This window comes from Vibrio sp. 811 (assembly GCF_033339195.1).
This window is the reverse complement of record NZ_JAWOUB010000335.1, coordinates 1-753: the sequence shown is the minus strand read 5'-3', so window position 1 is coordinate 753 and position 753 is coordinate 1. Positions and strand designations below refer to the sequence as shown.

The 753-nt window shown below is 47.1% G+C and carries 1 protein-coding gene and 1 pseudogene; both read left to right on the top strand.

Features of this window, described 5'->3' with window-relative positions:
* Positions 1–103 (top strand): annotated as a pseudogene (locus R7Q46_RS26710) (aquaporin); the annotation flags it as partial.
* 50 nt (positions 104–153) lie between these two features.
* Positions 154–753: FGGY family carbohydrate kinase (locus tag R7Q46_RS26705; RefSeq protein WP_318078161.1), on the top strand; the 600-nt coding region annotated here is incomplete at its 3' end.

Sequence of the window (753 nt, the reverse complement as noted above, 5' to 3'; positions counted from 1 at the left end):
ATATCCAAAAGCGATCGCGGCGTACCTCCCTCGCCAAGGTCACGGTTGTACCATTCCAAACCAATGTGATACTGAAGAAGAAACAGAAGAAGCTCGAGCTTAACCGCTTGCCAATTACTAAAATATAAATAACGAAACAAAAGGATTCTTACCATGACTGAGCAAAAATACATTGTTGCCCTCGACCAAGGTACGACAAGCTCTCGCGCTGTTATTCTTGATCACGACGCCAATATCGTAAGCGTCGCTCAGCGAGAGTTTACTCAGATTTATCCACAAGCAGGTTGGGTTGAGCACGATCCAATGGAAATCTGGGCAACACAAAGCTCTACATTAGTTGAAGCTTTGGCTAAGTCAGGCATCCGAAGCGACCAATTAGCTGCCATTGGTATTACGAACCAACGTGAAACCACCATCGTCTGGAACAAAGAAACAGGCAAACCCGTCTACAACGCGATCGTATGGCAATGTCGTCGTACCGCAGACATTTGTGAAGACCTAAAAAGCCGCGGCTTAGAAGATTACGTTCGCGACAACACCGGCTTGGTGCTTGACCCTTACTTCTCTGGCACTAAAGTTAAGTGGATTCTGGATAACGTAGAAGGCGCACGCGAAGATGCAGAAGCAGGCAAACTGCTGTTTGGTACCGTCGATACGTGGTTAGTATGGAAGATGACTCAAGGCCGCGTTCACGTGACTGACTACACCAACGCATCACGTACCATGCTGTTTAACATCAACGACCTATGTTGG